Genomic DNA, 22,969 nt, shown 5'->3' on the forward strand with positions numbered 1-22,969 from the left:
GACTAGCCGTCCGAATCCTCGGTACCCGCGCGGCTCTGATCGTCGTCCCCGTCCGCGGCCGTCTTCTTGGGCCGATCGAGGACGCTCACACTCATCCCGTAAGGCAGGAACCGCACCGACCTCGTCGGATCGGTGTTGCCCTTGAGCGCGCGCAGCGCATCGAGTTCGGCCGGATAGACCTCGTCGACACGCACGACGCCCTCGTCGTCGCAGGTGTAGACGACCCACACGCCCGCTCCGGTCTCGCCCGTCGTCTCGGGCGCAGGCGCGCCCTTGGGGGCGCGGGGGCCTTCAGGTGCGTCGAGGAACGACAACACACGGTCCTTGAGCTGACGTAGTTCCTCACCGGCCTCGCGGACCACTCGGTCGAGATCGTCCGGATCGAATCCGAAGGGGTTGTTCTCCGCCATTGCTGTCTCCTGCCGTTGGCCCGTGACCGAACGTCATGGCCCGTGACCGTCGTCGCGTGAGCCCAGGCACTGTCCAGTGTGGGCAACTCTTCGGGTTCCCGCTACCGACCGCCCTCAACCTTCCCAAAAACCTGTAACCTGTTCTAGTGTTCGGGGTCACAGGTGGGGACCGCCGGAACGCCGGCACCGAACCACGAACCTGCCGTTTTACATGAGCGAACAGCAACGGGTGAGGAAGCAGACATGACCGACTACGACAAGTTGTTCATCGGCGGCCAGTGGGTGGCACCGTCGACAGACGAGAAGCTCGAGGTGTTCTCCCCTGCCACGGAAGAACGCGTCGGATCTGTTCCCGTCGCCGGACCCAAGGACGTCGACGCCGCAGTCGCCGCAGCGCGTCGCGCGTTCGACGACGGCCCGTGGCCGCGCATGTCGCCCTCCGAGCGTGGCCAGGTGATCGCCAAGGCCGCGAAACTGATCGAAGAGCGTGGCACCGAACTCGCGTCGCTCGTCTCGTCCGAGATGGGCCAGCCCGCCGCCTCGGTGCAGATGATGCAGATGACGCCGTCGCTGGCGACACTCAACTACTATGCCGGACTTGCCGATTCGTTCAAGTGGACAGACGAGCGCAACGGCTCGTTCGGACGCTCGCGCGTCACCCGCGAGCCGGTCGGTGTCGTCGGAGCAGTCATCGCATGGAACGTGCCCCTGTTCCTGTGCGCCAACAAGCTCGGACCGGCCCTGCTCGCGGGCTGCAGCGTGGTGCTCAAGCCGGCACCCGAATCTCCCCTCGCGGTCAACGTCGTCGCCGAAATCTTCACGGAGGCCGGGCTTCCCGAAGGTGTGCTGTCGGTGGTGCCCGGTGGCGCCGAGACCGGGGAATACCTCGTCTCGCACCCCGACCTCGACAAGATCACCTTCACGGGTTCCACCGCCGTCGGCAAGCACATCGGCGAGATCGCCGCACGCAACCTCAAGCGCTGCTCGCTCGAACTCGGCGGCAAGTCCGCGGCCATCATCCTCGAAGACGCCGACCTCGACTCCACCATCGCGATGCTCGTGATGTCGGGCCTGATGAACACCGGCCAGGCGTGCGTGGGCCAGACCCGCATCCTCGCGCCGCGGTCCCGGTACGACGAGGTGGTCGAGAAGATCGTCGCCACCGCAGCCTTCTTCCCCGTCGGACCGCCGTCCGACGAGAGCGCACAACTCGGCCCCCTGATCTCGGCCAAGCAGCGCGAACGCGTCGAGGGATACATCGCCAAGGGTCTCGAAGAAGGTGCACGCATCGTGCTCGGCGGCGGTCGCCCCGACGGCCTCGACACCGGATACTTCGTCGAGCCCACCGTCTTCGCCGACGTCGACAATTCGATGACGATCGCCCGCGAGGAGATCTTCGGTCCCGTGCTGTGCGTGCTGCCCTACGACAGCGTCGACGAAGCCGTGAAGATCGCCAACGATTCCGACTACGGCCTCGCAGGATCGGTCTACACCACCGACGTCCAGAAGGGCCTGGACGTCGCATCCCGCGTTCGCACCGGCACATACGGAATCAACTGGTACGCATTCGATCCGGGATCGCCGTTCGGTGGGTACAAGAACTCGGGCATCGGACGCGAGAACGGTCCCGAGGGCCTCGAGGCGTTCTGCGAGACCAAGTCCGTGCTCTACCCGCCCGGCTACCAGGACTGATCCGGCGCGCTGAACAAAGCGAAAGGGTGGCACTCGGTCGAAAGACAGGGTGCCACCCTTCTCGCTATCCCGGGAGCGACAGAGGCACGTCGTCGTGGATGTTCGGCCGGAACACCGCGACCTCGGCCAGCGCGGCGGCCGCCGACTCGACGGCACCTTCGAACAGCTTGGCGCCCGCTTCGGCCGAGGCCGCGGTGGGATCGCCGATCACCCCGCCGCTACCGAAGTCGTCGCTGAGCCACCCGAAGCTCACGGGCTTGCCGAATCCGACGTAGCGGTATTCCGCGAGGTGCTCCGGAACACTGCGCTCGGCCAGCGACATGTCCACCAGATCGGGACGCAGATGCAACAGCAGCGATGTCTCCTTCGCACCTCCGTGGACGCCCATTCCGAGTTCGTCGCCCACCGAGACACCGCCTTGATCGGCGGGCATCGAGGCGTGCAGCAAGAAGGTCTGCAGTCCGAACCGGCGACGCAGTTCCCGGCAGGCGACCTGCAGCAGCGCCGAATTACCACCGTGCCCGTTGAAGAACGCCAGCCGACGGCACGGCGTCGCCGCGACCGAGCGTCCGATGTCCACAACCGTGGCCATCATCGTTTCCCACGACAGCCACACCGTTCCGGGTGCCCAGTGATGCTCGTCGGACTTCGTGTACGCCAGTGCCGGCAGGTGCCAGACGTCGACGCCACGCGCATGCGCGCGTTCGACCGCACTACGGGCAACCGCGTCCGCAACGATCAGATCGGTCGACAGCGGAAGATGCGGCCCGTGATGCTCGATCGCGCCGGTCGGAACGACGACCACCGAGTCCCGTGCAAGGACTGCGCCTGCGGAAGGCCCGGAGAGTTCGGCGAGATTGCGTGTCATACGAGCTTGCCCGGATTGAGCAGGCCGTGCGGATCGACGCGTGCGGCGTGCGCCCGGACCGCCTCGACATTGCGGTCCACGAACCACTGGTGAGGACTGTGAACCGAGACCCCCAGTTCCCGCAACCGGTCGATACCGTCGTAGACCTGCTCCGGGCTGTGGTAGATGCCGTTGAGCATGCCGATCGGCGCTCGGTGGCCGGCCTCGATGTGCAACATCGACCCGTCGTAGACCCGATCCACCTCGGCAAAGCGGTCGATCAGCGCGTCACCGCCGACCTCCACGTGGAAGTACTTCCCGGGTGCCGTTCTCTGCAGATGCCACGTCGGATGGTTGTACGACAAGGAGGAGAGTTTGGCACCGGTCTGCGACCCTTGCCGGATGTCTTCGACTCGGCCGCCCGCCTTCTCGACCATCGCGATCGCCGTGTCGAGGGCCTCCACATCGATGATCGAACGCAGGCTCGCGCGGCCGTGCGGGTACCCGCGGTCGCGTGGGAGTGCCGCCACCACCTCCGGCACGTCGGCTGAGACGAGGCGGGGGCGGGGTGACAGACCGCCGATCTCGCGAATCAGTGGGAGAGCTTGTTCGAAAGTCTCGAAGCTGCAGAACAACCCGCGCCAGTCCTGGAGTGGTTCGAGCCGGACCGTCGCCCGCGCCAGGATGCCGGTGACACCGTAAGCGTGCAGATACGTGTCCACATCTGCGCCCGAAACGGATACGAGTTCGCTGGTGCCGTCGGCGTGCGCGACGTCGAGTGCGGTCACGAAACCGTCCATGTTCGATCCGTGCGCAATGGTTCCGGTTCCGCCCGAACCCCCCGCGAGAAACCCGCCCAGGGAACTTCCGCCGGTCGACGGATACATCCACAATTGCTGACCGTGATCGCGCGCGACGGATTCGAGCGTGGTCATCTTGGCCCCCGCCTCGGCGACGAGGTACCCGTCTCCGACGTCGAGCACCGCGCTCGCGCGGGACAGGTCGACGACCAGGCCCCCCCGCATCGGAATCGCCTGCCCGTAGTTCCCGGTCCCCTTCCCTCGCGGTGTGACCGGCACCGAATGTTCCACCGCGAGGGCGACAATCGGCGCCACCTCGTCGGACGACGACGGATACACCACGAGGTCTGCGAGGCCGAGTGGAAGTTGCGCCTCGAGAATCGGTGACATCTTCGCCCAGTCGGCGGAAGCTTTACGGCGGGCCGCGAGGTCGGTGCTCACGCTGTCGGCACCCACGAGGTCCCGAAGCTTGTCGGTGAAGACGTCGAGACGGGACTGGAGAATCGAGGTCATATTTCCGCTCCGATCGCGGTATCGATGAATCGGTTGGTGGCGATGTCGTCCGGCGAGAGGTCGGATCTGGGCGACGCGCCGGACTGCTGGAGGATGGGAACGAAGGTGTCGATCGTTGTCCGGATCCGGGCGGTGTCGAATTGTCCGACGGCAAGGCCGGGTTCGGCACCCATGAAGCCCTGCTCCTTCAATTGGTTTGCGCCGTATTCGGCGACACCTTCGGAGTACACCCAGCCGTCGTTGTACTGCGTGACGATGTCCGTGATGATGTCGTTGGCCCTGGACGGGTCGTCGAGGTAGTCGAGGGTCGACTGCTGAATGATCGGTACGAGTTTCGACAGGCATGCCTCGTGCTCGGAGAGCTTGTCGGCACGAACCGAAATTGCTTGGGGATAAACGACATAACCCTCGTCCGCAACGAGAGCCGAGGCGATGGGTTTGCCCCACGCCGCGACCTCGTTCTCGTAGGTGTACGGCTCGGCGGTCGCATACCCCTGCTGGACGATGGTGGGATCCGCGACGAACCGGGCGGGTGCACCGTCGTAGCTGTTGTCGAGCTGGTCCGCCTTCAACAGGCCCTTGCTCGCCAGCATCGGCCCGAAGACGTTGCCCTGGTTGACCACCACGGTGGCGTCGGACTTACCGATGTCTCCGAGGGTCTTCCAATCGGGATATGTTTCCGGGTCCCACATCAGGATCTGGGGACTCTTCTTCATCAGTGCGGCCACCGCGATCACGGGCTGACTCTGTGAGGCCGAGATGGCACCGTCGGTGGTGACCGTGCCGAGCATCAAATCGTCGTCGACGTACATCTGCGACGAGACCGATTGGAATCCGATTGCGGATCCGCCGGCTCGAACGTTCACCTCGACCCCGGTGTCCTTGCCGTCGGCGACCAGAGTGCCGGTCACACTCTTGCCGGCTGTGTCGACGGTGTAATCGGGTCCGACCAGGTTGTAGAGCGGACCGTGTTCCGCCTCCGGTTCCCAGTCCATCTGGATACCGATCACATCAGGACATATCCCGGAAAGAGTCTGCCCTTCCGCAGCGGGTTCGAGGGAGACGGCTTCCGCCGTGTCGGTTTCCGAAGTGCCGCAGGCACCGAGCATTGCGGTGGACAGAACTATGGTCGCGAGGACCGGTAACGAGCGTGTCGATCGCACGGATATGCCTCCGATGATGGATGGGGAAGGTGCAGAGAGGATCAGTCGGCGGTGTTCGAACGCACCGATGAATGCCAGGACCCGATCGCGGCCTTGGTCAGGACCGTGACGACGAGGAACACCGTGGTGCCGTAGAGCGAGGACAACCCGATCGCCGCATAGAGGTCCTCGGTCTGGAGACGAGCGCGGTAGGTGGTCAACAGGGTGCCGATTCCGGCCTGGCCCTGCGTGAAGAACATGTCCCCCACCACTGCCCCGATGACAGCCAGCCCGGACGAGATGCGCAATCCGGCGAAGATCGACGGGAGCGCACCGGGGAACTGCAACTTGACCAGGCGATGCCACGACGACGCGGCGTTCATCGTGAACAGGTCGTGCATGCTCTTCTCGGTGGAGGTGAGTCCGAACAGGGTGTTCGAGATCATCGGGAAGAGCGCGATGATGACGCAAACGACTGTGCGCGAGAAGAATCCGTACCCGAACCAGAGGCCGATCAGCGGGACGATAGCCAGAATCGGCACGGTCTGCAGGATGATCGCGTACGGGTACAGCGCACTTTCGAGCCATTTGGTGCGGCTCATCAGGATCGCCGAGCCGATGCCGAGCACGCACGCCACGAGCAGTCCCACCATCGATACCTGAGCAGTGAGCCACAGTGCTCGCAGCATCGGTCCGAGATGGTCGAAGTCGAGCAGAGAGACCTGCACGATCTGGTGCGGCGGCGGGAGCAGGAACCTGCGTTCGGGCGAAAGCACCAGATAGCTCACGGCGTACCAGGCAGACAGGGCAAGGATCAGGGTCGCGATTGCCGGAACCGCCGAAAGCACCCTGTGCCGCAACAATTTCCGGGGTCGAACAGCGGCCGAACCGGCTTCCGGGACGAGCGAGGCCGGTTGCGCAGTGTGCGGAGATTCCAGAACCGTGCTCATCGGTGACCACCTTCCAGAGCAGCCGAAACCGCAGCGGTGATATCGGTGAACGACTGCTCGTAGCGCAGTTCCGGTGGACGCGGGTACGCGAACGGCACATCGATCTCGGCGACGATACGGCCCGGACGGGCGGACATCACCACAACGCGGGTCGACAGGTACACCGCCTCCGACACCGAATGGGTGATGAAAAGCCCGGTCACCCCCGACTGCGCGACGATGCGCTGGAGTTCGACCTGCATCGTGAGCCGGGTGATCTCGTCGAGAGCACCGAAGGGCTCGTCGAACAACATCAGATCGGGGTCGCCCGCGAAAGCCCGGGCGATCGATACACGCATCCGCATGCCACCGGAAAGCTGACCGGGGAGTTGCTTTTCGAACCCGGTGAGACCGACCAGATCGATTGCCTCCTGGGCCTTCCGGCGGCGAACTGCACGCGGGACGCCCCGCAGCTCGCCGGTCAGTTCGACGTTCGACCGGACACTGCGCCACGGCAGCAGCGTCGCCTCCTGGAACACATAGCCGAGGCGCGCGCCGCCCATGCGTACGGTGCCGGAGGTCGGTTCGCTGAGTCCCGCGGCGAGGCGCAGCAGAGTCGACTTTCCACATCCGGACGGGCCGACGACGGTGACGAACTCGCCGGGGGTTGCCGCCACACTCACGTTGTCGAGCGCAACTGTCCCGGTCGCGAATCTCTTCGTCACAGAGTCGAATTCGATTCCCGGCTTCTCTTCGTTCACTGTGGCCGGCGCAGAGGAGGGCGTGCGGGTTCGGGTAGCGAGGGTTGAGGCGATACTCATGGGCGAACCTCCGATTCGAGTGACGCGGAGAGAGGGACGTGTACCGAACTGCTGACTCGAGAGGTTGCGACGAGCCGGCCGCGGTGCAGGACATACCGGGAGCCGGGTGCCTCCGCGACCGCTTCGTCGAGATCCCCTGCTCGGATCGCAAGGAAATCCGCCTGCGCGCCTACGGCCACACCGGCAGCAGGCAACGACATGATCTCCCGCGCGGACGTACTGACCGCGTCGTAGGCCTCGGTGGTGGTCAGATGTCCTGCGGTGACCAGCAACATGGCGGTCTCGAGCGCATCGCTCCGGCCGAGCGGATTGAAGGGATCTCTGACGTTGTCGGCGCCGCCCGCTACGCGAACGCCGGCATCGAGGAGAGCTCGCACCGGCGTGAGGCCCCGGGGAGTGGCCACCGGATGTCCCCAGCCCTGGAGGTACAGATTGGTGATCGGGAGCGCAACGATCCCTATTCCGGTCGCGCGGACGGCCTCGACCACGTGTGCCCGTACGGCAGGATCTACCGTCCCGAGGCTCACGCAGTGTCCCGCGGTGACCGGTATGTCGCCGGGCCACCCGCGCACCGTCTCCGTGAGTTCGAGAAGCGTGAGCACGTTCGGGTCGAGTTGCTCGTCGGTGTGCATGTCGACGCCCACTTGTCGCCTTTTCGCAATTGCGAGCAGCCGCTGCAGCGTTGCACTCGGATCGGGGGCATGGTGCGGACTCCCCCCGACGAAGTCGACGCCGAGATCGAGGGCCTGGTCGACGACCTCATCACCCACGTCGTGTGGGACCAGCGCGACCAACTGGATGTCCATGACGCTCGCCAGTTCTTCACGGACCTGCAGGAGCGCGTGGACACCGCGCAGCGGTTCCGGTCCGGGCAGCAGGTCCACGTGCGTCCGGACGGCAGTGGTCCCGTTTGCCAGCAACGACAGGGCGGCACGTCGGGCGCGCGCTGCGATTCCGCTGACGGTGAGTTGCGCGCTGTAGTCCCGCCAGGCCGTGATGGCAGATACGAGATCTCCCATCGGTGGACGGATCTCGTTCCAGGACAACGCTTTGTCCAGATGTGCGTGCGGCTCGGCGGGGGCAGGGAGGAGGAGGTAGCCGTCGAGATCGAGGTCGTCGGCCACCACAGCTTCGGTCGTTGCCGGAGCAACTGCGGTGACGGTCCCTCCGGACATGTGTACGTCGACGCGAGAACCGTCGGCGGTGGTTGCCCGCCGCAGAACCGCCACCTCGCGTCCGTGTGCTCGGTTTTCGTCCACGCGGATCCTCCGTTCGACGAGTGCCAGCGCCTCGAATGTAAGTGCTGGTTACATCGAGTAAGGTAGAGGCCAGGCGTTTCCCCTGGATGAAGCCGTGCGACGTTCTTGTAACACTCACTTACGGTCCGGGGACCGGACCGTAGGGAGGTTCCTCTGTGACACGTGTACTCGACGAGCAATCGGTACGGCTCGGCCGACAGATCCGTCTGCTCCGGCGCGCTCAGGGTCTGACCCTCGTCCAACTGGCCGAACGTACGCACCTCACCCACTCGTTCCTGAGTCAGCTCGAGCGCGGCCTGACGCGGCCGAGCATGCCGTCACTCGATCGCATTGCTCGCGCGCTCGACAGCACCCAGCCCGCGCTGATGGCCGCCGCCGAACCGGACCCCGTGCTCACACCCGGCTGCGAGCCCCGGATACTGCGCGCCGACGAGGGTCCTGCCGTCCCCGCAGCCGGCGGGCACGCACGCATGCTGGTCCCGCACGACAGTGTGTTCCACCCCATGGAGTACGTCGGCACCGACACGACAGTCGGGACATATTTCGCACACCCTGAAGACGAGTTCCTTTATGTTGCGACAGGTTTCGTCACCGTCGAGCTTCAGAACCAGGGCTGCCACCATCTGTCCCCGGGCGATTCGTTGTACTACCGTGGCGGAACACCGCACCGTTGGTGGGCGTCGGCAACAGACGGCCCCGGCTACCGACTGCTCGTCGTGAAGCAGCGCATCCACGACGAGCACTGATCAGGACATTCGCTCGGACAACAGCTTCCGCAGAGAGCCTGCGATCTCCCGCTCGTCGGCAGTCACCAACTCGCCGTCACGGACCACGACCTTGCCCGCGACCACGACATGCCGGGGTCGGCGTCCGGGTGCCGCCCACAACAGCCCGGCAACCGGATCGGCGACACCCGCGTCGGCCACCCCCGACACGTCCCAGACACACAGGTCTGCGGCCGCACCGACCTCGAGGGTGCCCAACTCGGGTCGTCCCAAGCCGGCGGCTCCGCCGGATGTGGCCGCAGCAAGGAGTTCCCGAGCCGGGATCGGCCTGCCCACCAGGGGCGCAACCTGCATCGCAAGTCGTGCGTCGGCGAGAAGATGACCGGCGTCGTTGCTACCCCCGCCGCTCGTGCCCAGGCCCACTACGACTCCGGCATCCAGCAACGAAGCCACGGGAGCGATTCCCCACCCCATCGGAAGATCACAGCCGGGCGCGTGGGTGGCCGTGACACCGGCGGCGGCCAGTCGCGCGATCTCGTCGTCCGTCACCTCGCACAGGTGCGCGAGCGTGACATCGGAGGCAAGCCAGCCCCAGTCGTCGAGCAGGTCGAGGGGCCGACGTCCGTAACGTTCCTGCGCGATCGCCACGTCGACCTGTTCGTTGGCCTGTGTCCGGCGGCGCAGACCGTATTTCGCAGCTACCGCCGCGAGAACGTCGAACGTCTCGCGGGAGTCACTGTGTACGCCTGCCGGACCGACAGCCAACTGCACCATGCCGTTTGCCGTCACACCTCGATCACCGGGGGTGAACCAGTGCGCCGCAACAGCTTCTGCCGACTCACCGGCAGCATCCGGGTCGTCCTTCGCACTGCCACGAACGAACACGAGCCGTGCGTGCAGTTCTTCGGCTGCTCCGCGCACCGCGTCGGCGAACTCCACGCTGGACGCTGCGGTACCGCCCGCGGGCCATGTCAGATGATGATCCGCGACAGTGGTCACACCACACAGCAGGGCTTCCGCGAGTCCGGCCCGCGCGGCGGCGGCTCCCAATTCCGGATCGACACCGGCGGCCGCGTATGCCGCGGCCATGGTGGGCAACCACTGCGCCATCGGTACTCCACGCGTACCGGGAATCGTGCGAAATGCCGTCTGGAACAAGTGATGATGGGCATTGACCAGACCTGGCGTAACGACGCAGCCGGACACGTCCAGCACCTCGCCGCCCGGCGCCACGTCCGCGACGACGACGCCGTCCGCGCAGTGGATGTCTGCGGTGACCTCGCCCGCAGAACCGAGAAGGAGACGCACCGCTCCGGTGAGGGTCAGCATGAAAACTCAAGGTACTCGCGTCGGCAATATCGCGCGAGGCGAACGTTTTTCGTCACAGACACACCAACTCCGTGGGGCGCCCGAGTGCGCCCCACGGAGTTGCGGTCAGATATACATCGCAGGATCTATGAACGTCGTCGGATCCACGAGCGGCTCGTGCTGACGGCGTGAACGCACGGTCGCGGGGATGCCGGTCGCGATCGAATCCGCTGGCACGTCGTGTGTGACAACAGCATTGGCTCCGATCGCGCTGCCGTCCCCGATGACGACGGGTCCGAGAATCTTCGCCCCGGCTCCGACGGTCACGTGGTTACCCAGCGTGGGATGCCGTTTCTCCTTGAGAAGCGACCGTCCGCCGAGCGTCACCCCGTGGTACAGCATGACGTCGTCACCGATCTCTGCCGTTTCACCGATCACCACGCCCATACCGTGATCGATGAAGAAGCGCCGCCCGATGGTCGCACCCGGGTGGATCTCGATACCAGTGAGGAACCGGGTGAACTGCGCGAGCACCCGTGCGGGCCCGCGCAGGGCCGGCACCGCCCACATCCGGTGCGCAACCCGGTGCGACCAGATCGCGTGCAGGCCGGAATAGACGATCGCGTTCTCCGCATTGCTGCGCGCGGCCGGGTCCTGGCCACGCGCAGCCTGCAGGTCCTCACGAACTGTCCGGAGGATAGCCAGCACGGAATCAGTCCCGGATGTGCTCGAACAGCGGGGTGGAGATGTAGCGCTCGCCGAAGTCGGGCACGACGACGACGATCAGCTTGCCTGCGTTCTCCGGACGCTTCGCGATCTCGAGCGCCGCCCAGACGTTGGCGCCTGCCGAGATGCCGCCGAGGATGCCCTCCTCGGTACCCAGCCGACGCGCGACCTCGATCGCGTCGCCGAACTTGACGTCGACGATCTCGTCGTAGATCTCGCGATCGAGAACGTCGGGCACGAAGTTCGCGCCGATGCCCTGGATCTTGTGCGGACCGGGCTCACCACCGGTGAGGATCGGCGAGTCGGCGGGCTCGACGCCGATGATCTGCACGCCGGGCTTGCGTGCCTTGAGGGTGCGGCCGACGCCCGTGAGGGTGCCGCCGGTACCGATTCCCGCGACGAAGATGTCGACGGCGCCGTCGGTGTCGTTCCAGACCTCTTCACCGGTGGTGCGCTCGTGGATCGCCGGGTTGGCGGGGTTGCCGAACTGGCGGGCGAGGATCGCGTTCTCGGTGTTGGCGACGATCTCCTCGGCCTTGGCGACCGCGCCCTTCATGCCCTCGGAACCGGGGGTGAGAACGATCTGCGCACCGTAGGCGCGGAGCATGACGCGACGCTCGGTGGACATGGTCTCGGGCATCGTGAGGATGACGTTGTAGCCACGCGCAGCACCCACCATGGCGAGCGCGATGCCGGTGTTGCCGGAAGTGCCCTCGACGATGGTGCCGCCGGGCTTGAGCTCGCCGGACTTCTCGGCGGCGTCGATGATCGCCACACCGATACGGTCCTTGACGCTGTTGGCCGGGTTGTAGAACTCGAGCTTCGCGGCGACGGTGGCGCCGGCGTCTTCGGTGAGCCGGTTCAGGCGCACGATCGGCGTGCGGCCTACGAGCTCGGTGACGTTGTTGTAGATCCCCATGTTGGAGTCCTCCTCGTGGCCACTGTTGCGGCCGTATCGATCTAGCTTGTGGTCTATTGCACCATCCCGTCGCCGCATGCGGACGCGGAGGTCCCATCGAAGTACGAACGTATCCGCTAGTCGTCATTATTCCCGGAGGAGGACGGGACCTCACGCCGGTCAGGCAGCGACCGCTGCAGCAAGCAGCGCGAAGGCGGCGACGAGCAGGGCGATGCGGACGAGGTGGTACCGGTCCCAGCGGCCGATCTGCTCGCGCCAGTCCGGCGGCGCCGTCTCCGGCGTCCAGTTCTTCGTGCGGTTGTTGATCGGCACGAGCACGCCGACCGAAAGGCCGATGCTCAGCGCCAGGAGTGCGGCGGACGTCCAGGCCGCCCAGGCCGCGGCGGGTACCCACAGGGCCGTGGCGACGGTGAGCACCAGCGACGCGACGTACCAGGGCGGCATCGCCCGGCCGAGCATGCGTCCACCATCGGTCCGGGCCAACAGCCCTGCGCTCCCCGGCAGCCTGTCGACGATCGGGTTGACGACGAACGCCACCGACGCCTCCACGCCCACCATCGGTCCGACTACCACCACGGCGACTATCGACAACCAGTCCATGTCCGACTCCCTCGGTCGTTCGAAATCTAGCAATGCTAGGAAATGTAGCAGACGGAATCTAGCGGCGCTAGCATTCGTGTCATGACCACACCGGCAGCAGCGTGCAAGGCACAACAGCGGGCGGAGCGTGAGCGGCGGATCGTCACCTCCGCGCGGGCTCTCGCCGAGGAGCAGGGCTGGGAGGCGGTGACCGTGCGGCGGCTCGCAGACGCGATCGAGTACAGCCAGCCCGTGCTCTACAGCCACTTCCCGCAGGGCCGGTCCCAGATCGTCACGGCGGTGGCACTTGCCGGCTTCGACGAACTCGCGGCGGCACTCGCCGCCACACCGTCCACTCCGGACGTGAGCGGTGCCGAGCGCGTGCGCGCGCTCGTCACGACGTACCTCGACTTCGCCGCGCAGAACCCCGCGACGTACGAGGCGATGTTCCGTCTGCCGATCGGGACGCCGTTCGCGTCCGACGACACTCCTCCCGCGCTGCAGGACGCCTTCGGCTCGATCGTCGACGTCCTGGAAAGCGTCGACCATCCACCGGCCGACCTCGGGACGGCGGCCGAGGTGCTGTGGGGTGCGATGCACGGCGTGGCGACCCTGTGGCTGGCGGCCCGCTACTCCGCGGAGAACCAGGAGCGCCGCGTGGACGAACTCGTCCGCCGATTCGCGGGCTGACGCCCCGGCACGGCACAGTCCTCATCGACAGCACCGAAATTCGGGGTTCTGCTTCTCGACTCACATACGACGAATGCCGCCGTCCGATGGACAGCGGCATTCGTCGTAGTTCGTTCGATCAGCCGAGACGCTGCTTCAGTGCCTCGAACTCGTCGCGGATACCCGACGGCACCTTCTCGCCGAGGAACTCGAACCACTCCTCGATGAGGGGAAGTTCCTGCTTCCACTCCTCGACATCGACCTTCAGCGCCTCGTCGACATCGGCGCGATCGACATCGAGTCCGTCGAGGGTCAGGTCGGCGGCGGTGGGCACGTAGCCGATCGGCGTGGCCTCCGCGTCGGCCTTGTGCTCGATGCGGTCGACGATCCACTTCAGGACGCGCGAGTTCTCGCCGAACCCGGGCCACAGGAAACGGCCGTCGTCGCCACGACGGAACCAGTTGACGTAGAAGATCTTCGGCAGCTTGGTCGCATCGGCGTTCTTGCCGAGGTTGATCCAGTGGCTGAGGTAGTCGCCGGCGTTGTAGCCGAGGAACGGCAGCATCGCCATCGGGTCGCGGCGCACGCTGCCGACCTTGCCCTCGGCGGCAGCGGTCTGCTCGGACGACAGGGTGGCACCGAGGAACGTGCCGTGCTGCCAGTCGAAGGACTCGCTGACCAGGGGAACGGTCGTCTTGCGGCGACCACCGAACAGGATCGCCGAGATCGGCACGCCCTGCGGGTCGTCCCACTCGGGAGCCAGAATCGGGCACTGTGACATCGGGGTGCAGTACCGCGAGTTCGGGTGCGCGGCCTTCGTGTCGGACTCGGGGGTCCAGTCGTTGCCCAGCCAGTCGGTCAGGTGCGCGGGGGTCTCGCCGCCGATGCCCTCCCACCACACGTCACCGTCGTCGGTCTTCGCGACGTTGGTGTAGATGGTGTTGCCGGCTTCGATCGTCGCCATGGCGTTCGGGTTGGAATCGGCGCTCGTGCCGGGCGCGACGCCGAAGAAACCGAACTCCGGGTTGACGGCGTAGAGACGGCCGTCCTCTCCGAAGCGCATCCAGGCGATGTCGTCACCGAGGGTCTCGGCGCGCCATCCCGGGATGGTCGGCTGGATCATCGCGAGGTTCGTCTTGCCACATGCCGACGGGAATGCCGCGGCGACGTAGTACGGCTTGTTCTCGGGCGAGATCAGCTTGAGGATGAGCATGTGCTCGGCGAGCCAGCCCTCGTCGTGGGCCATCGCCGAGGCGATACGCAGCGAGTAGCACTTCTTGCCGAGGAGCGCGTTGCCGCCGTAACCGGAGCCGTAGCTCCAGATCTCGCGGGTCTCCGGGAAGTGGGTGATGTACTTGGTGTCGTTGCACGGCCACGCGACATCCTGCTGACCTGCTTCGAGGGGCGCACCGACAGAGTGCAGCGCCTTCACGAACGGCCGGTCGGTGCCCAGCTTCTCGAGCGCGGCGGTGCCCATGCGGGTCATGATGCGCATGGAGACGACGACGTACTCGGAGTCGGTGAGCTCGACACCCAGCTTCGGGTCGTCGGCGCCGAGGGGACCCATGCAGAAGGGCACCACGAAGAGCGTGCGGCCGCGCATGCTGCCGCGGTACAGCTCCGTCATGATCTCGCGCATCTTGTCGGGCGCCATCCAGTTGTTGGTGGGGCCCGCGCCGATCTCGTTCTCGGTGCAGATGTAGGTGCGGGACTCGACACGCGCCACATCCGACGGATCGGAGTTCGCGAGGAAGGAATTCGGCTTCTTCTCATCGTTGAGACGAGTGAACGTTCCCGCCTCGACCAGCTGAGCGGTCAGCCGGTCCCACTCCTCGTCGGATCCGTCGGCCCACACGACGCGATCGGGCTGGGTGAGCTCCGCAACCTCCTGGACCCACGCAAGCAGTTCGGCGTGCTGGGTCGGGAGCTTGTCGTCGGTACCGTTCAAACCGGGAATGGTCGCTGAGGTCATCAAACTCTCCTGGGGTGTGCCCGGAACCGGATCCCTCCCCCGACCTGCACCAATGGCGCACGGACAGTGGCAGACCCGGGCTTTTCCCCTCTCGGCAGGGGTACCACCAGCTTCATCCGTGGCCGGACGGCGAAGCGGGCGCCGGAAGTCCTATTCGTAGAGGCTAACTGTGGATCTCCTGCCGGTAACACTCGGGGCCGGTCGGAAATGTCACATGAACGATTCAGAGAGCGCGCAGAATACCTTCACCTACCCCCCTCGTACAGACGGACACAGCTCACTTGCCCGCTTCTACGTGATCTACGGCGTTCATATTACCTCGGTCGACGCGTGTCCAGCGGGTTGTTCCGTCGAGGTCCCGGTGCAACTCCCACACGCCGTATTCCCCGTCGTCCTCGATCGCCGTGAGGCGGTCGGCGTGGCCGTCGAGGTCGGTGTCGGTGGCGACGACCAGCGCTCCCCCACCGGAACGACCCCCGTCGAACACCTCACTGCCGGCGACGACGGTGTCGAGGATCCCGTCGCCGTCCAGGTCGGCTGTCGGCGCCGTTCCGTCCGCCCACGCGGACGCCGCCAGCGGGTCGAACTCGCCGGGCACCGGCCCGCCCGGACCGGCGTCACCCGGAAACGTCTCCATCATCAGATCCCCCGAACCCGTGCACGGTCGCCGCCCGCCGAATCGTTCTCCTGATCGGTTCGACGCACGAGGCGCCCTCGCGGTTCCCTGTCCCCGCCCGATTCCCCCGGGCGTCCCAGCACTGCGAGGTCTCGCTCGCACGCCGCGACCCGCGCACGCCGCTCGCCGGTGAGTCGCGCGATCTCGTCGTCGAGCGCGGCCAGACGTTCCCGCCGCCGAGCCGTGCGGGCGTCGTGTGCGCTCCGGGCCGCCGACAGTGCGTGCGCTTCCAGTTCGTAGGTGCGCGTCCGCACCCACGCCTCGAGGTCGGCGCGGGCGGTGGCGAGTTCTTCCCCCACCCAGCGACGGACGCGTTCGCGGTGCGCGATGCGGCGACGCACCCGGACGAGCCACCATGCGGCGGGCACCGCGCCCGCGAGTGCCACCGCCACCGCCACCAGAGCGGGGATGTCGCCGAACGGCGTGACCAGGAGCCGCCCTAGACCGGCACCCGCCGATGCGCCGAGCACGACCGTCAGCCGGTCTTCGAGTGCACGTCCCGGACCGGGAAGCGAGGAGCGCATCGGTTCCGGGGGCACCGCGCCGCTGCTGCCCGGGTCGGTGTCCGTCCGCGACGCGAGGTTCGAGGCGACGCGGGCACGCACGTCGGCGAGGTGAGCGTCCAGGCTCCCGGCGATGTCCTCGGCAGCGCACGAGCTGTCGTCGAGGGTCTCGCGCATCGTGGACGCCACGCCCCGGATCTCGCGCGCGACGTCCTGCAGCAGTTCCACCCGCACCCGCTGCAACTCCGTCGTCGGGGGGAGGGGCGAGGGCTGCGACGCGAGTCGTTGCCGCTCGGCGCGCAGGTCGGTGGTGTCGTCGCCGGCCCTCAACCCCTCGATCTCGTCGTGGATCATGCGCTGCGTCCGGGCCAGGACAGCGCGGCGCACACGACGGGGGTCACCCGCGGCGTCCACGGCCGCGACGAGCACGTCCCGCAGTTCGGTGATGCCTGATTCGATGAGCAGGACCGAACCCGCGTCTCCCCCCACCTCCCGCGCGCGTCGAGACATCTCGGCCGACACCGGCAGGACGGTGACCCGCTCGAGAAAGGACGCGTGCCGGTGCAGCAATGCCGCGTCGCGGTCGCGGACCGAGCGCCACGCCGGGTACCGGTCGATCCCCGTCAGGACACATACCACCTCGCTCGCGGCGAGCGCGGCAGCGGCGAGCAACTCCAATTCGGTGCGCCCGATCACGGCCGACGCGTCGAAGACGACGAGCACCACCGGTGCCGGTCCGTCCCGCACGACCTGCACGCCCCCGATCTCCGCGAGTTCGTCGCACAGTGCGCCTACTCCCGACCCCGCGACACCGACGACCCGCACGACACGCGAAGCGGCCTCGTGGAGTCGAGCCCACCCGTGCGGATTCCACCGGCGCACGACGTCGTCGGCACCGGTCGTCATGAGACCTCGCGCGGCGGGTTCGCGGTGTCGATCGCCGCCTCGATCAGATCGCGCGCCGCAGGTCCGGCGGCGATCCCCGCGACCGTCCGCACGAGGTGCTCGTCGCGGTGAGAGAACGCGTTGGCCAGTCGTGCGGTCACCGCGTCGGCGAGCGCCGGGTCTTCGACGGTGAATACTCCGATGCCGAGTGTCGCGGCAATGGGATCGGCCTGTTCACCCGGTCCGCCCGTCACCGCCACGACGCGTCGCGGGTCGATACGGGACAGCGCGGACCGGTCTGCGGGATGCACCGATGAAGGGTCGAGGCGATTCGGCAGGACGTAGACGACGACGTCGCCGTCGAACAGGGGGTCGGGTGCGTCCGGCGCATCGACGACCGCACCCGTGACGTCCGCTTCGCCGGCCGAGATCGACGCGACAACGTTCTGTACGGACCTGCGGCCGGTGCCCGCTCGTCCGGCCACCTGGATTCGGAGCGGTCCGCCATGCTCACGCACTGCCGCATGCACCGCACGACCGGCAGCACTGTCGAGCTTCTCCACCTCCACCGCGAGCCGGTGCCAGAGGTCCCCCACCATCGACATCCCCCGATCGTCGGCGGGATTGTGTCAGAACACACGACGTCGTGCAGGGGTAAGACTCGACGCAATTCTGAGAAAGTGAGGGATTCCGGAGGGGAAGAAAAGCGACACGAGGCCCGGAAACCGCGCGAAATCCCGGGAAAACGGCTCCCGGACCCTAAAAATCCCGGTGGAAGCCTGAGAAAACACTGTGGTCCCTTCCGTCACTCCTGCCACCCACTCGCCGGATACGTGACAATGGTCGGGTGAACGACGCCGATCAAGACACCACCGAGATGCTCGACGAGCAGCCCACCCGCGGTAATCGCCTGTACCCGAGGGTCACGAGCTTCCGGTCCCGCCGGGGAGCGCTGACCGAACCCCAGCAGCTGACGTGGGACCGGCTGTGGCCCCAGCTCGGCCGGGATGTCGGCGACGACCGGCTCGACATCGACGCGTGGTTCGGCCGTTCGGCTCCCGTGGTGCTCGAGATCGGATCGGGAACCGGAACCGCCGCCGTCTCGATGGCTAGGGCCGAACCGAGCGTGAACCTGATCGCCGTCGAGGTCTATCGCCCCGGCCTCGCCCAGACGCTGCAGCGCATCGAGCGCACCCTGGACACCGACTCCCCCGTCACGAATCTCCGCATTCTCCGGGGCGACGCCGTCGAGGTGCTCGAGAAGATGCTTGCCCCCGCGTCGCTGACCGGGGTGCGGGTCTTCTTTCCGGACCCGTGGCCCAAGGCGCGCCACCACAAGCGTCGGCTGCTGCAGGCACCGACCTTCTCCCTGATCGCCGATCGCCTCGTCCCCGGCGGTGTGCTGCATGTCGCCACCGACCACGCCGAATACGCCGAAGCGATCCGGGAAACCGGAGACGCCGAACCGCTGCTGAAGCGCCTGTCGGGGGAGTCGCCGATCAGCCTCGAGCGGCCCGTGACGAAGTTCGAGGGGAAGGCTCACCAGGTGGGCAGCACCATCTCCGAAATGGTCTGGGGGAAGATCGGAGCATGAGCGTCCACGAAGAGCTGTCCGATACGACCGATCCCACCGCCATCGAGAGCGGCCCTGTCGGCGGCAGCGACCAGTCCGGTCGCGTCCTCCTCGTCTGGGATGCTCCCAACCTCGACATGGGGCTCGGCGCCATCCTCGGCGGCCGGCCCACTGCGGCCTATCGTCCCCGGTTCGACGCACTCGGCCGTTGGCTTCTCGGCCGCACCGCCGATCTGTCACGTCGCGTCGGAACGACGCTCGAACCGGAAGCGACGGTCTTCACCAACATCGCCCCCGGCAGCGCCGACGTGGTGCGTCCCTGGGTAGAAGCCCTGCGCAACGTGGGCTTCGCGGTGTTCGCCAAGCCCAAGATCGACGAGGACAGCGACGTCGACTCCGATATGCTCGAGCACATCGCGTTGCGCCGCCGTGAAGGCCTCGCCGGTGTCATGGTGGCGTCGGCGGACGGGCAGGCGTTCCGCGAACCGCTCGAGGAACTGGCAGCCGCGGGCGTCGCTGTGCAAGTGCTGGGTTTCCGTGAGCACGCCAGCTGGGCGGTCACGTCCGAGATCCTCGATTTCGTCGATCTCGAGGACATCCCCGGCGTCTTCCGTGAACCGCTGCCCCGCGTCAGCCTGGAATCGCTGCCCGACGAAGGAGCCTGGCTGCAGCCGTTCCGACCGCTGTCCGCCCTCCTCGTGGGGCGCAAGAGCGTCGCCGAATAGGAGATCTAGTGTTCGACCGTTGGGGAACGCTCGTCTATCGCGCGCGCTTCACCGTCATTGCGGTGATGGTCGCGGCGCTGCTCGGGCTCGCCGGGTACGGACTGAGCCTGAACGACCATCTCAGCCAGAGCGGCTGGGACGATCCGGGCTCGCAGTCCGTAGCCGCGGCGAAACTTGCCGACGGGACCTTCGGGCGCGACACCAACGGTGACGTGCTGGTCCTGTACACCGCGCCCGAGGGCAAGACCGTCGACGACCCCGAGTTCGCGGCGAAGGTCAGCGACAGCCTCAACGCACTCGTCGAACAGAACCCCGAACACATCCTCAAGATCAACGGCGCGTACTGGCCCACCGACACCGCGCCGTCGCTCCCGAGCCTGGCCGACGAATCCCGGCAGCACGCCATCGCGTCGGTGGCGATCGCCGGCGCGAACGACACCGAACTGACCGGGAACTTCCGCGACGTCAAGGACAAGTTCTACATCGAGGGCGTCGACGTTCAGCTCGCCGGTCTGCAGCCCATCTCCGGTGCGCTCAACGACACGATGGCCAACGACATCAAGCGGATGGAGATACTTGCGATCCCCGCCGTCGGCATCCTGCTGTTCTTCGTGTTCGGTGGCGTCATCGCGGCCGCGTTGCCGCTGATCACCGGTGGCCTGACGATCGTCGCGGCGAACGGCGTCGTGCGCCTGATCACGAACTTCACCGAGGTCAACTCGTTCGTCGCGCCCGTCGTCTCGCTCATCGGCCTGGGCCTGGCGATCGACTACGGCCTGTTCATGGTGTCCCGATTCAGGGAAGAACTCGCCGAGGGCTACGACACTGCCGCAGCGGTGCGACGCACCGTCATGACGGCCGGTCGTACCGTCATCTTCTCGGCAACGATGGTGGTCACCAGCCTCGGCGGCCTGCTCCTCTTTCCCCAGGGCTTCCTCAAATCCGTCTCCTACGGCGCGATCGCCGCGATCTCCCTCGCCGCGTTGCTGTCGGTGACGGTGCTTCCCGCGATCCTCGGCATCCTCGGCAAGCGCATCGACAAGTTCGGGATGAAGAAGTTCGGCCAGATCCAGTCGAACGAACAAGTCGAGAACAGCTTCATCGGACGACTCACCCGCTGGGTGATGCTCAACCCGATGAAGGTGACCATCCCGACGGTCATCGGACTGCTGCTGCTGATCACGCCGCTGACGGGCATCAAATTCGGCGGCATCAACGAGACGTACCTTCCGCCCGACCATCCGACGCGCGTCGCGCAGGAGCAGTTCGACGAACTGTTCCCGGGTCAGCGAGCCGAACCTGTGCGCCTGGTGATCCAGGGTGCCGAGGGCGGCGACCTGAACAAGATCATGGAGACGGCGAACGCCGCGCCGGGTCTCGTCGAGAAATTCAGCATCACAGGCCCAGCCAAGGACGGCGTGCGCGTCCTGAAAGCAGGTCTGACGGACCGCAACGAAACCGCCCCGACCATCGACTATCTGCATTCCGCGGAGTGGCCCGAAGGCGTCCAGGTCCTTGTCGGCGGCACCCCGGCGATCGAGCAGGATTCGATCGCGGCACTGCTCGACACGCTGCCGCTGATGGTGCTGGTCGTGGTCTCGCTGACGATCGTGCTGATGTTCCTGGCGTTCGGATCCCTGGTGTTGCCGATCAAGGCCGTGTTGATGAGCGCGTTGGGCCTCGGCTCGACGCTCGGCATCCTCACCTGGATCTTCATCAACGGCAACGGCGCCGAACTACTCAACTTCACGCCGGGACCGATCATGTCTCCGGTGCTCGTGCTGATCATCGCGATCGTGTACGGGCTGTCGACCGACTACGAAGTGTTCCTGCTCTCCCGGATGGTGGAAGCGAGAGCGCAGGGCGCCAGCACCACCGAATCGATCAGGGTGGGCACGTCGCACACCGGCCGGATCATCACCGCCGCCGCGCTGATCCTCATCGTCGTCACCGGTGCGTTCGCGTTCTCCGAATTGGTGATGATGAAGTACATCGCCTACGGCATGATCGCCGCTCTCGTCATCGACGCGACCGTCATCCGCATGTTCCTTGTGCCGGCAGTGATGAAGTTGCTCGGCGACGACTGCTGGTGGGCACCGGCGTGGATGAAACGCATCCAGGAGAAGGTCGGCCTCGCCGAGCCGATCCTCGCCGACGAACTGATGCCCGAGGACGTGCCCGAACTCATCACGGTCGGCATGTTCGGGCCCGCGACCGTGTCGGCAACCGGTTCGCATCGTTTCCCGCCCGGTATCTTCGCCGGCACGTCGGACATGACGCAGCCGCTGCCCAAGATCGCCGCGCCGCGACCGGCGGCAGAGCAACGCAAGTTCCGCGACCTCACGCCGCAGCCGCGACGTCAGGGTCCTGGTCGCCCGGTGCCCCGGCCCGCGGCCCCGCGGCCACGTCCGGATGCGCAGGGTGCCGACCCGCGCCACCGCGCCGCAGACGGACGTCCGACGCCGCGCGCCGGAGAGCCGTCGCAGCAGCTACCACCGCAGCGTCGGCCGCAGGGCGACGATCGTCAGGCTCCGCCGCTGCCGCCGCGTCGTCCCGCGCCGTTCGACGGCCAGAACCCGGGCCAGCGTCCGCCGATGCCGCAACGACGGGATGCAGACGCCCAGTCGCCGGACGTACCTCAGGCACTGCCACCGCAGGGTCGGCCGTCGGCTGCGTCCCAGCCGCCCACCGCGGGCATGCCGCCACTGCCCCGACGTCGGCGCGGCGACGTGCCGCCGCCGTTGCCGCAGAACTTCGTGCGTCCGCCCATCACGGATCCGAGTGCGCGCGGCAACCCGCCCGCGCAACACGGAGTCGACGGACCGCAGCCCGACGGTGACGCCGCGAACGGTGCCGGCCGGGCACGGGATCCGCAGGCGATCGAAAGCTGGCTGTCGCAGCTGCGGCGCACCGGTCCCGGATCGGGACAGTCGGCGCACCGGGCACCGGAGACGGGACCGCGGCCGCAGAGCGGACCGCGACCCCCGGCCGGACCCCGTCCACAGGCCGGACCTCGCCCACAACCCGGGCAGTACCCTCAGCAGCCGCCGAACCCGCAACCGCGGCCCCAGCCCGGCCCGAATATGCAGCCGAGGCCGAATGGGCAGCAGCCGCCCGCACGGCCGGAGGGACAACCCCGTCCCACCGGCCGGTCCCCCGAGCCACCGGCCGACCCCGAGCCGGATCGGGCGGTCGATCCCAACGATCCGCAGGGCGGCCGGCACGGCAACGACGCCGGACGACCGATCAGTGTCAGTGAGCTGATTGCGCGCCAGCGGCGACCCTGATCCCCGGTC

At 67.0% G+C, this 22,969-nt stretch carries 21 protein-coding genes; 6 read left to right on the forward strand and 15 right to left on the reverse strand.

Annotation, left to right across the window (positions count from 1 at the left end; all coding sequences use genetic code 11):
* Positions 1-2: 2 nt before the first annotated feature.
* Positions 3-410 (reverse strand): hypothetical protein, encoded by a 408-nt coding sequence (locus AC0B44_RS13155; protein ID WP_471903302.1) that lies wholly within the window; start codon positions 408-410, stop codon positions 3-5.
* Between the two features lie 243 nt (positions 411-653).
* Here AC0B44_RS13155 and AC0B44_RS13160 point away from each other — a divergent pair, with 243 nt between their 5' ends.
* Positions 654-2,102 carry an aldehyde dehydrogenase gene (locus AC0B44_RS13160; RefSeq protein WP_471903303.1) on the forward strand — a complete coding sequence of 483 codons (1,449 nt, stop codon included), beginning with the start codon at positions 654-656 and terminating at the stop codon, positions 2,100-2,102.
* A gap of 64 nt (positions 2,103-2,166) precedes the next feature.
* Here the strand turns inward: AC0B44_RS13160 and AC0B44_RS13165 are convergent, their stop codons facing one another.
* The 6 genes from AC0B44_RS13165 to AC0B44_RS13190 are packed head-to-tail and all read right to left on the reverse strand — an operon-like array spanning position 2,167 to position 8,413.
* The gene (locus tag AC0B44_RS13165) at positions 2,167-2,970 is read right to left on the reverse strand and encodes a creatininase family protein (RefSeq protein WP_471903304.1); all 804 of its coding nucleotides are present in this window, start codon (positions 2,968-2,970) and stop codon (positions 2,167-2,169) included.
* Positions 2,967-4,262, reverse strand: coding sequence for an FAD-binding oxidoreductase (locus AC0B44_RS13170; RefSeq protein ID WP_471903305.1), 1,296 nt, complete (start codon positions 4,260-4,262; stop codon positions 2,967-2,969). The genes AC0B44_RS13165 and AC0B44_RS13170 overlap by 4 nt, the downstream gene beginning before the upstream one ends.
* Positions 4,259-5,425: a substrate-binding domain-containing protein gene (locus AC0B44_RS13175; RefSeq protein WP_471903306.1), complete on the reverse strand. Its 1,167-nt coding sequence runs from the start codon at positions 5,423-5,425 to the stop codon at positions 4,259-4,261. Before AC0B44_RS13175 ends, AC0B44_RS13170 begins: the two co-directional genes overlap by 4 nt.
* A 41-nt stretch (positions 5,426-5,466) precedes the next feature.
* Complete coding sequence (locus tag AC0B44_RS13180; RefSeq protein ID WP_471903307.1) at positions 5,467-6,354, reverse strand: ABC transporter permease; 888 nt, start codon at positions 6,352-6,354, stop codon at positions 5,467-5,469.
* Positions 6,351-7,154, reverse strand: coding sequence for an ABC transporter ATP-binding protein (locus tag AC0B44_RS13185; RefSeq protein WP_471903308.1), 804 nt, complete (start codon positions 7,152-7,154; stop codon positions 6,351-6,353). Before AC0B44_RS13185 ends, AC0B44_RS13180 begins: the two co-directional genes overlap by 4 nt.
* A complete protein-coding gene (locus tag AC0B44_RS13190) occupies positions 7,151-8,413 on the reverse strand; it encodes an amidohydrolase family protein (RefSeq protein WP_471903309.1) in 1,263 nt (420 codons plus the stop codon). The genes AC0B44_RS13185 and AC0B44_RS13190 overlap by 4 nt, the downstream gene beginning before the upstream one ends.
* A 155-nt stretch (positions 8,414-8,568) precedes the next feature.
* Here AC0B44_RS13190 and AC0B44_RS13195 point away from each other — a divergent pair, with 155 nt between their 5' ends.
* A complete protein-coding gene (locus AC0B44_RS13195) occupies positions 8,569-9,159 on the forward strand; it encodes a helix-turn-helix domain-containing protein (RefSeq protein WP_471903310.1) in 591 nt (196 codons plus the stop codon).
* Here the strand turns inward: AC0B44_RS13195 and AC0B44_RS13200 are convergent, their stop codons facing one another.
* From AC0B44_RS13200 to AC0B44_RS13215, 4 genes are all read right to left on the reverse strand, one after another.
* Positions 9,160-10,467 (reverse strand): amidohydrolase family protein, encoded by a 1,308-nt coding sequence (locus tag AC0B44_RS13200; protein WP_471903311.1) that lies wholly within the window; start codon positions 10,465-10,467, stop codon positions 9,160-9,162.
* A 105-nt stretch (positions 10,468-10,572) separates the two neighbouring features.
* Positions 10,573-11,151, reverse strand: coding sequence for a serine O-acetyltransferase EpsC (gene epsC, locus AC0B44_RS13205; RefSeq protein WP_471903376.1), 579 nt, complete (start codon positions 11,149-11,151; stop codon positions 10,573-10,575).
* A 7-nt stretch (positions 11,152-11,158) separates the two neighbouring features.
* On the reverse strand, positions 11,159-12,091 hold the full coding sequence (cysK, locus tag AC0B44_RS13210) for a cysteine synthase A (protein ID WP_471903312.1): 933 nt from the start codon (positions 12,089-12,091) through the stop codon (positions 11,159-11,161).
* 159 nt (positions 12,092-12,250) lie between these two features.
* Positions 12,251-12,691 carry an anthrone oxygenase family protein gene (locus AC0B44_RS13215; protein ID WP_471903313.1) on the reverse strand — a complete coding sequence of 147 codons (441 nt, stop codon included), beginning with the start codon at positions 12,689-12,691 and terminating at the stop codon, positions 12,251-12,253.
* An 81-nt stretch (positions 12,692-12,772) separates the two neighbouring features.
* Between AC0B44_RS13215 and AC0B44_RS13220 the strand changes: the two genes are divergently transcribed.
* The gene (locus AC0B44_RS13220) at positions 12,773-13,360 is read left to right on the forward strand and encodes a TetR/AcrR family transcriptional regulator (RefSeq protein ID WP_471903314.1); all 588 of its coding nucleotides are present in this window, start codon (positions 12,773-12,775) and stop codon (positions 13,358-13,360) included.
* A gap of 118 nt (positions 13,361-13,478) precedes the next feature.
* Here the strand turns inward: AC0B44_RS13220 and AC0B44_RS13225 are convergent, their stop codons facing one another.
* The 4 genes from AC0B44_RS13225 to AC0B44_RS13240 all read right to left on the reverse strand — a co-directional run bounded on the left by AC0B44_RS13225 (position 13,479) and on the right by AC0B44_RS13240 (position 17,980).
* Complete coding sequence (locus AC0B44_RS13225) at positions 13,479-15,311, reverse strand: phosphoenolpyruvate carboxykinase (GTP) (protein ID WP_471903315.1); 1,833 nt, start codon at positions 15,309-15,311, stop codon at positions 13,479-13,481.
* Positions 15,312-15,588: 277 nt separating this feature from the next.
* Positions 15,589-15,951 carry a DUF6802 family protein gene (locus tag AC0B44_RS13230; RefSeq protein WP_471903316.1) on the reverse strand — a complete coding sequence of 121 codons (363 nt, stop codon included), beginning with the start codon at positions 15,949-15,951 and terminating at the stop codon, positions 15,589-15,591.
* The gene (locus tag AC0B44_RS13235) at positions 15,951-17,396 is read right to left on the reverse strand and encodes a hypothetical protein (protein ID WP_471903317.1); all 1,446 of its coding nucleotides are present in this window, start codon (positions 17,394-17,396) and stop codon (positions 15,951-15,953) included. The genes AC0B44_RS13230 and AC0B44_RS13235 overlap by 1 nt, the downstream gene beginning before the upstream one ends.
* A complete protein-coding gene (locus tag AC0B44_RS13240) occupies positions 17,393-17,980 on the reverse strand; it encodes a hypothetical protein (protein ID WP_471903318.1) in 588 nt (195 codons plus the stop codon). The genes AC0B44_RS13235 and AC0B44_RS13240 overlap by 4 nt, the downstream gene beginning before the upstream one ends.
* 206 nt (positions 17,981-18,186) lie before the next feature.
* On the opposite strand from AC0B44_RS13240, the gene trmB reads away from it, so the two are divergent.
* The 3 genes from trmB to AC0B44_RS13255 are packed head-to-tail and all read left to right on the forward strand — an operon-like array spanning position 18,187 to position 22,960.
* The gene (trmB, locus tag AC0B44_RS13245) at positions 18,187-18,969 is read left to right on the forward strand and encodes a tRNA (guanosine(46)-N7)-methyltransferase TrmB (protein WP_471903377.1); all 783 of its coding nucleotides are present in this window, start codon (positions 18,187-18,189) and stop codon (positions 18,967-18,969) included.
* Positions 18,966-19,673 (forward strand): NYN domain-containing protein, encoded by a 708-nt coding sequence (locus tag AC0B44_RS13250; protein ID WP_471903319.1) that lies wholly within the window; start codon positions 18,966-18,968, stop codon positions 19,671-19,673. The genes trmB and AC0B44_RS13250 overlap by 4 nt, the downstream gene beginning before the upstream one ends.
* A gap of 8 nt (positions 19,674-19,681) precedes the next feature.
* Positions 19,682-22,960: an MMPL family transporter gene (locus AC0B44_RS13255; RefSeq protein ID WP_471903320.1), complete on the forward strand. Its 3,279-nt coding sequence runs from the start codon at positions 19,682-19,684 to the stop codon at positions 22,958-22,960.
* Positions 22,961-22,969 lie beyond the last annotated feature (9 nt).

This window comes from Rhodococcus sp. NPDC019050 (assembly GCF_055664235.1).

Excerpts from the sequence above, each read along its gene's own strand:
- AC0B44_RS13165 (WP_471903304.1), bottom strand. The coding sequence starts at position 2,970 with ATGACACGCAATCTCGCCGAACTCTCCGGGCCTTCCGCAGGCGCAGTC.
- AC0B44_RS13225 (WP_471903315.1), bottom strand. The coding sequence starts at position 15,311 with ATGACCTCAGCGACCATTCCCGGTTTGAACGGTACCGACGACAAGCTC.
- AC0B44_RS13200 (WP_471903311.1), bottom strand. The coding sequence starts at position 10,467 with ATGCTGACCCTCACCGGAGCGGTGCGTCTCCTTCTCGGTTCTGCGGGC.
- AC0B44_RS13240 (WP_471903318.1), bottom strand. The coding sequence starts at position 17,980 with ATGTCGATGGTGGGGGACCTCTGGCACCGGCTCGCGGTGGAGGTGGAG.
- AC0B44_RS13170 (WP_471903305.1), bottom strand. The coding sequence starts at position 4,262 with ATGACCTCGATTCTCCAGTCCCGTCTCGACGTCTTCACCGACAAGCTT.
- AC0B44_RS13160 (WP_471903303.1), top strand. The coding sequence starts at position 654 with ATGACCGACTACGACAAGTTGTTCATCGGCGGCCAGTGGGTGGCACCG.
- AC0B44_RS13155 (WP_471903302.1), bottom strand. The coding sequence starts at position 410 with ATGGCGGAGAACAACCCCTTCGGATTCGATCCGGACGATCTCGACCGA.
- AC0B44_RS13215 (WP_471903313.1), bottom strand. The coding sequence starts at position 12,691 with ATGGACTGGTTGTCGATAGTCGCCGTGGTGGTAGTCGGACCGATGGTG.
- cysK (WP_471903312.1), bottom strand. The coding sequence starts at position 12,091 with ATGGGGATCTACAACAACGTCACCGAGCTCGTAGGCCGCACGCCGATC.
- AC0B44_RS13185 (WP_471903308.1), bottom strand. The coding sequence starts at position 7,154 with ATGAGTATCGCCTCAACCCTCGCTACCCGAACCCGCACGCCCTCCTCT.
- AC0B44_RS13235 (WP_471903317.1), bottom strand. The coding sequence starts at position 17,396 with ATGACGACCGGTGCCGACGACGTCGTGCGCCGGTGGAATCCGCACGGG.
- AC0B44_RS13250 (WP_471903319.1), top strand. The coding sequence starts at position 18,966 with ATGAGCGTCCACGAAGAGCTGTCCGATACGACCGATCCCACCGCCATC.
- AC0B44_RS13180 (WP_471903307.1), bottom strand. The coding sequence starts at position 6,354 with ATGAGCACGGTTCTGGAATCTCCGCACACTGCGCAACCGGCCTCGCTC.
- AC0B44_RS13230 (WP_471903316.1), bottom strand. The coding sequence starts at position 15,951 with ATGATGGAGACGTTTCCGGGTGACGCCGGTCCGGGCGGGCCGGTGCCC.
- AC0B44_RS13220 (WP_471903314.1), top strand. The coding sequence starts at position 12,773 with ATGACCACACCGGCAGCAGCGTGCAAGGCACAACAGCGGGCGGAGCGT.